Genomic DNA, 6,166 nt, shown 5'->3' with positions numbered 1-6,166 from the left:
CCGGTGCGGCGGGCCCCGGACGCGTACCGGAAGCGGGTCGTCAGCCGGTGCCGACGAAGACGGCCAGCAGCAGCCAGACCACGGGGGCGGTCGGCAGCAGGGAGTCCAGGCGGTCCATGATGCCGCCGTGGCCGGGCAGCAGGGTGCCCATGTCCTTGATGCCCAGGTCCCGCTTGATCATGGACTCGCCGAGGTCGCCCAGGGTGGCGCTGGCGGCCACGGCCAGGCCCAGCAGCAGGCCCTGCCACCAGGTGCCGCCGTCGATGAGGAAGTGCATGCACAGCGCGCCCGCGGCCATCGCGAAGGCCACCGCGCCCGCCAGTCCCTCGCGGGTCTTGCCGGGGCTGATGCGGGGGGCGAGTTTGTGCGTGCCGAAGCGCCAGCCGACGGCGTACGCCCCGGTGTCGCTGACGACGGTGAGCAGCAGGAAGGTCAGCACCCGCCACGGCCCGTCGTCGGCGGCGAGCATCATGGCGACGAAGGTGGCCAGGAAGGGGACGTAGAAGGCGGCGAAGACACCGGCGGTGACGTCCCGCAGGTACTCCTTCGGATCCTCCGTCATCCGCCAGACCAGCACGGCCAGGGCGGTGAGCGCGGTCGCCGCCCAGGCGCCCTCCGCGCCGCGGACGTAGCCGGCGACGATCATCGCCGCGCCGCCGACGGCCAGCGGCACCAGCGGCGCCTTGATCTGCTTGCGTTCGGCGAGCCGGGAGGTCAGCTCCCACAGTCCGACCACGACGGCGACGACGATCACGCCGACGAAGACGGGTTTGTAGATGAAGAGCGAGGCGAGGATGACGGCGCCCAGCCCCAGACCGACCCCTATCGCGGCGCGCAGGTCGCGGCCCGCCCGCTTGCGGCCCGAGGAGCGGCCCCGTGCCGCGTGCGCGGCCGGTGCTTCGGGGCCGGCTTGCGGTTCGGGCGGAGCGCCGTCGGGGAACGGCCCGCCGCCGAACGGCCGCCCGGCCGCCCGGCCGTCACGATCGTCCTGGTCACCGCCGGGGGCATGGGGCACGATGGGCATACGCCGAGTCTGCGACGCGTCGCCGTCCCTGTGCACGTAACCCGCCGAGGCCGGGGCCACCTCTGCGCGAAGCGAGGAGGGGAAACCCTGTTCGGGAGTGCTCCGGTATCCGAAGTGGCCGGGATGACCGGACCGACCGGGGTGTCCGGAGGATCCGGCGCCCGGCGGTGGTGCTCCCCAGGATGAGTCGTTCACGAGAATCGCAGCCTCAGACCGTCAGACCTCGAGCAGCTCGGCTTCCTTGTGCTTGAGCAGCTCGTCCACCTGCGTGACGTACTTGGCGGTGGTGTCGTCGAGCTCCTTCTCGGCGCGGCGGCCCTCGTCCTCGCCGATGTCGCCGTCCTTGACGGCCTTGTCGATGGCTTCCTTGGCCTTGCGGCGGACGCTGCGGATGGAGATCTTGGCGTCCTCGGCCTTGCCCTTGGCGACCTTGATGTACTCGCGGCGGCGCTGCTCGGTCAGCTCCGGGAAGACGACGCGGATGATGTTGCCGTCGTTGGAGGGGTTGACGCCGAGGTCGGAGTCGCGGATGGCCTGTTCGATGTTGCGCAGCGCGCTCTTGTCGAACGGGGTGACCACGGCCATGCGCGGCTCGGGCACCGAGAACGACGCGAGCTGGTTGATCGGGGTCATCGCGCCGTAGTAGTCGGCCACGATCTTGTTGAACATCGCCGGGTGCGCACGGCCGGTGCGGATCGCGGCGAAGTCCTCCTTGGCGACGACGACCGCCTTCTCCATTTTCTCCTCGGCCTCGAGGAGGGTCTCTTCGATCACCACGTGCTCCTGGTTCGATGAATTGAGCCGGAAAGCCCTGATTCCTGCACGGTGTCCGACCGGCAGGCTGTTGTCCATCCCCGTACCGTGCCCATCGTGCGGCACGGAGTTGCCGTACGGCGCCGTGTGCCGGGGCTCCCGTACGGACGTCGTGTCGTGCCCGCTGCCGGCGTCAGGCGCGGGAGTCCTGGTCGCTCACCAGCGTGCCGATCTTCTCACCCCGGACCGCCCGCGCGATATTCCCCTCGGCCAGCAGTTCGAAGACGAGGATCGGCAGCTTGTTGTCGCGGCAGAGGGTGATGGCGGTGGCGTCGGCCACCCGCAGTTCGCGGGCGATGACCTCGCCGTACTCCAGGGCGTCGAACTTGACCGCGGCGGGGTTGGTCGCGGGGTCGGAGTCGTAGACGCCGTCCACGCCGTTCTTGCCCATCAGCAGGGCCTCGGCGTCGATCTCCAGGGCGCGCTGGGCGGCGGTGGTGTCGGTGGAGAAGTACGGCATGCCCATGCCGGCGCCGAAGATGACCACGCGTCCCTTCTCCAGGTGCCGTACGGCCCGCAGGGGGATGTACGGCTCGGCGACCTGTCCCATGGTGATGGCGGTCTGGACGCGGGAGTCGATGCCCTCCTTCTCCAGGAAGTCCTGGAGGGCGAGGCAGTTCATGACCGTGCCGAGCATGCCCATGTAGTCGGAGCGGGCCCGGTCCATGCCGCGCTGCTGGAGTTCGGCGCCGCGGAAGAAGTTGCCGCCGCCGATGACGACGGCGATCTCGGCCCCGTCGCGGACCACGGCGGCGATCTCACGGGCGACCTTGTGCACGACGTCGGGGTCGACTCCGAGCCCGCCGCCGCCGGCGAACGCCTCACCGGAGAGTTTCAGCAGGAAGCGGCGGTTGCGGTCGGTGTCGGAGGCTTTGCCTCCGGGGTCGTTGCCCTGTTTCATGCGGATCTCCTCGTGCACATGCGGAGGAGGCCATTGCCGGTGGTTCCTCGCGGTCCCTGAAAGCGGCAATGGCCTCCTCGTCACAACTGCGGTCGCCCGGTCCGTACGCGCCGTGCGCGACGCACCGGGACGGGCCCCGTAACCCGACCCTAACCGGGAGCGGCCGGTCCGCCGTGTAGGTACGGCGTACGGGTCAGGCGCCGACGCGGAAGCGGGCGAAGCGCTTCAGCGTGACACCGGCCTCGTCCAGGACCTTCTGGACGGACTTCTTGTTGTCCTTCGCGAACGGCTGGTCCAGGAGGCAGTTCTCCTTGAAGAAGCCGTTCACGCGACCCTCGACGATCTTCGGCAGGGCCTGCTCGGGCTTGCCCTCCTCGCGCGCGGTGGCCTCGGCGATGCGGCGCTCGTTGGCGACGGCGTCGGCCGGGACGTCCTCGCGGGAGAGGTACTTGGGGGAGAACGCGGCGATGTGCTGCGCGACGTCCTTGGCGACCTCGGCGTTCTCCTGCTCCAGCTCGACCAGGACGCCGACCTGCGGGGGCAGGTCCGGGCTGGTGCGGTGCATGTAGGCGGCCACGAAGCCGCCGGAGAACTGCGCGAAGCGGTCGAGGACGATCTTCTCGCCGAGGGTGGCGTTGGCCTCGTCCACGTACGCCTGGACGGTCTTGCCGGACTCGATCTCGGAGGCGAGGAGCGCCTCGGTGTCGGCCGGGGAGGTGGCGGCGACGTGGGCGGCGATGGCGTCGGCGACGGCGAGGAACTTGTCGCCCTTGGCCACGAAGTCCGTCTCGCACTTGAGCTCGACCAGCACACCGGACTTCTTGTCGTCGGCGATCAGGGAGACGACGGCGCCGTTCTCGGCGGTGCGGGACTCGCGCTTGGCGACGCCCTTCTGCCCCTTGACGCGGAGGATCTCGACGGCCTTGTCGACGTTGCCCTCGGCCTCGTCCAGCGCCTTCTTGCAGTCCATCATGCCGGCGCCGGTGAGCTCGCGGAGCTTCTTGACGTCAGCGGCGGTGTAGTTCGCCATGGTCGGTGAATCTCTTCTCGGAAGGTCGATGAGGATGGATCGATCTACGGGACGGGTGAACGGCGGGGGCGGCGCTCATGGCACCGCCCCCGGCCGTACCACCTGCGGCGTCAGGCCTGCTCGGCCGGCTTCTCGCCCTCGGCGGGGGCGGCCTGCTCCTCGGCGGGGGCGGCCTGCTCCTCGGCGGGGGCGGTCTGCTCCTCGGCGGCGGCCGGGGCCTCCGCGGGGGCCTCGCCACCCTCCTTGGCCTCGGCGTCCTTCTGGGCGTCGCCCTCGAGCAGCTCGCGCTCCCACTCGGCGAGCGGCTCGCCGGCGGCCTTCTCGCCCTTGCCCTCGCCGGCGGCGCCGGAGCGGGCGATGAGGCCCTCGGCGACGGCGTCGGCGATCACGCGGGTGAGCAGGGTGACGGAGCGGATCGCGTCGTCGTTGCCCGGGATCTTGTAGTCGACCTCGTCCGGGTCGCAGTTGGTGTCGAGGATCGCGACGACCGGGATGTTGAGCTTGCGCGCCTCACCGACGGCGATGTGCTCCTTCTTGGTGTCCACGATCCAGACGGCGCTGGGCACCTTCTGCATGTCGCGGATACCGCCGAGCGTCTTCTCCAGCTTGGCCTTCTCGCGGGAGAGGACCAGCAGCTCCTTCTTGGTGAGGCCGGAGGCGGCCACGTCCTCGAAGTCGATCTGCTCGAGCTCCTTGAGGCGCTGCAGGCGCTTGTGGACGGTCGAGAAGTTGGTCAGCATGCCGCCGAGCCAGCGCTGGTTGACGTAGGGCATGCCCACGCGCGTGGCCTGCTCGGCGATGGCCTCCTGGGCCTGCTTCTTGGTGCCGACGAACATGACGGAGCCGCCGTGGGCGACGGTCTCCTTGACGAACTCGTAGGCGCGGTCGATGTACGACAGCGACTGGAGCAGGTCGATGATGTAGATGCCGTTGCGCTCGGTGAAGATGAAGCGCTTCATCTTCGGGTTCCAGCGGCGGGTCTGGTGCCCGAAGTGGACGCCGCTCTCCAGCAGCTCCCGCATCGTGACGACGGCCATGGCCGTATCTCCTTGGATCACTCGGTTGTACACGGCGGCCGGACGGCCGCCGCTCCTGACGCCCCGACGCGCTTGCCTGCGAAGTTCACGGCCCGGAGGCCGTCTTCGAGGACCGAGGTGCGCGGCCGCCTGTGGAAGGTGGCGGGGCGTGCGAAGTCGATCCGGTGACCCGGATCGCACCAGAAGTGTACGGGACCGGGGAAGCGGCGGGCGACACGCATGGATCGCGGGCGCGAACGCGCCGGGCGGCGGGGCGGGCCCCGGACCGGGTGACGGAGTTGTCCACAACCGGCCGGTACTCCACAGCCTCCGTCCATGATCGCCCGCTTTCCGCCCTCCGCGTCACGCTGTTCCCATGCGACATCGACTCTGCGCGGCACTGCTGTGCTGCCTGCCGCTGCTCGCCGCGGGAGCGGCCCCGGCCCGTGCGGCCCCCGAGGACGGCCCGCCGGATTCCGGACGCCGGGTCAGGCCGGTGCCGGGAGAGGTCGGGCGCGGCTGGGCCCCGCCGCCCGAGCGGTGGTCGGCCGGCCACCGCGGTGTGGATCTGGCGGCCCGGCCCGGCGAGGCGGTGCGCTCGGTGGCGGCGGGCCGGGTCGCGTTCGCGGGGACGGTCGCCGGACGGGGGGTGGTCTCGGTCGAACTCGCGGGCACGGGAGTTCCGCCGCTGCGCACGACGTACGAGCCGGTCAGGGCGCGTGTGCGTGAGGGCGACCGGGTGGCGCCGGGGGATGTGGTGGGCGTGCTGGAGGCGGACGGCTTCCACTGCCCGGCGGGGTGCCTGCACTGGGGACTGCGCCGCGGTGACGCCTATCTGGACCCGTTCTCCCTGCTCGCCCGCGGCCCCTCGCGGCTGCTTCCGGTGCTGGGGGTTCCGCTTCCGGAGGGGCCGGGGGGCGGGCCGGGCGACGCCGTGCGGACGGTGGCGGCCGGTGGCCCGGCGTCCGCCGGCACGGCCATCGCGGAGGCGGAGGCGGTGACGGAGGCGGTGGCCGTGGCCCTCTCGGTGGCCGCGGCCTGGGCCCACCGCCGCCACAGCCGTCCGCGTGCGGGGAGGCCGCCTCCGTGAACGGGGACGTCTGACGCCCGGGTGTGCCGCGGCGCCCGCGGGTGCTCGCCGCCGTCGTCGTCCCGCGCGTCCGCGGCGCGGCGTACCGCCGGAGGGGCCGAGTGCCGGAGGGGCCGAGTGCCGGAGGGGCCGAGTGCCGGAGGGGCCGAGTGCCGGAGGGGCCGCGCGGACGCGCGCGGCCCGCGGCGCCGCGCGAACGGTACGAGGGTGCGGATGGCGGGAATGGTGCGGACGGGCGGGACGTGCCCGCATGCCCAGGGGCACACGCGGGGACGCGGCGGGGTGGGGGGAG

General features: G+C 71.8%; 5 protein-coding genes and 1 pseudogene. 1 reads left to right on the top strand and 5 read right to left on the bottom strand.

The window, feature by feature from the left end; translation table 11 throughout:
* Positions 1–40 precede the first annotated feature (40 nt).
* The 5 genes from QC029_RS30120 to rpsB form a co-directional block, all read right to left on the bottom strand.
* On the bottom strand, positions 41–1,084 hold the full coding sequence (locus tag QC029_RS30120; RefSeq protein WP_279559025.1) for a phosphatidate cytidylyltransferase: 1,044 nt from the start codon (positions 1,082–1,084) through the stop codon (positions 41–43).
* Positions 1,085–1,240: 156 nt separating this feature from the next.
* Positions 1,241–1,798 (bottom strand): ribosome recycling factor, encoded by a 558-nt coding sequence (frr, locus tag QC029_RS30115; protein ID WP_279559024.1) that lies wholly within the window; start codon positions 1,796–1,798, stop codon positions 1,241–1,243.
* Positions 1,799–1,970: 172 nt separating this feature from the next.
* Entirely contained in the window at positions 1,971–2,738 is a 768-nt protein-coding gene (gene pyrH, locus QC029_RS30110; RefSeq protein ID WP_279559023.1) for a UMP kinase, read from the bottom strand.
* A 193-nt stretch (positions 2,739–2,931) separates the two neighbouring features.
* Positions 2,932–3,768: a translation elongation factor Ts gene (gene tsf / locus QC029_RS30105; protein ID WP_279559022.1), complete on the bottom strand. Its 837-nt coding sequence runs from the start codon at positions 3,766–3,768 to the stop codon at positions 2,932–2,934.
* Between the two features lie 110 nt (positions 3,769–3,878).
* Complete coding sequence (gene rpsB, locus QC029_RS30100; RefSeq protein ID WP_279559021.1) at positions 3,879–4,805, bottom strand: 30S ribosomal protein S2; 927 nt, start codon at positions 4,803–4,805, stop codon at positions 3,879–3,881.
* 355 nt (positions 4,806–5,160) lie between these two features.
* Between rpsB and QC029_RS30095 the strand changes: the two are divergent.
* A pseudogene (locus tag QC029_RS30095) lies at positions 5,161–5,688 on the top strand (murein hydrolase activator EnvC); the annotation flags it as partial.
* Positions 5,689–6,166 lie beyond the last annotated feature (478 nt).

Source organism: Streptomyces sp. DH37 (genome assembly GCF_029813835.1).
In the GTDB taxonomy this organism is placed as follows: Bacteria; Actinomycetota; Actinomycetes; order Streptomycetales; family Streptomycetaceae; genus Streptomyces.
The sequence above is the reverse complement of the archived record's forward strand: the minus strand, read 5'-3'. Positions and strand labels throughout refer to the sequence as shown.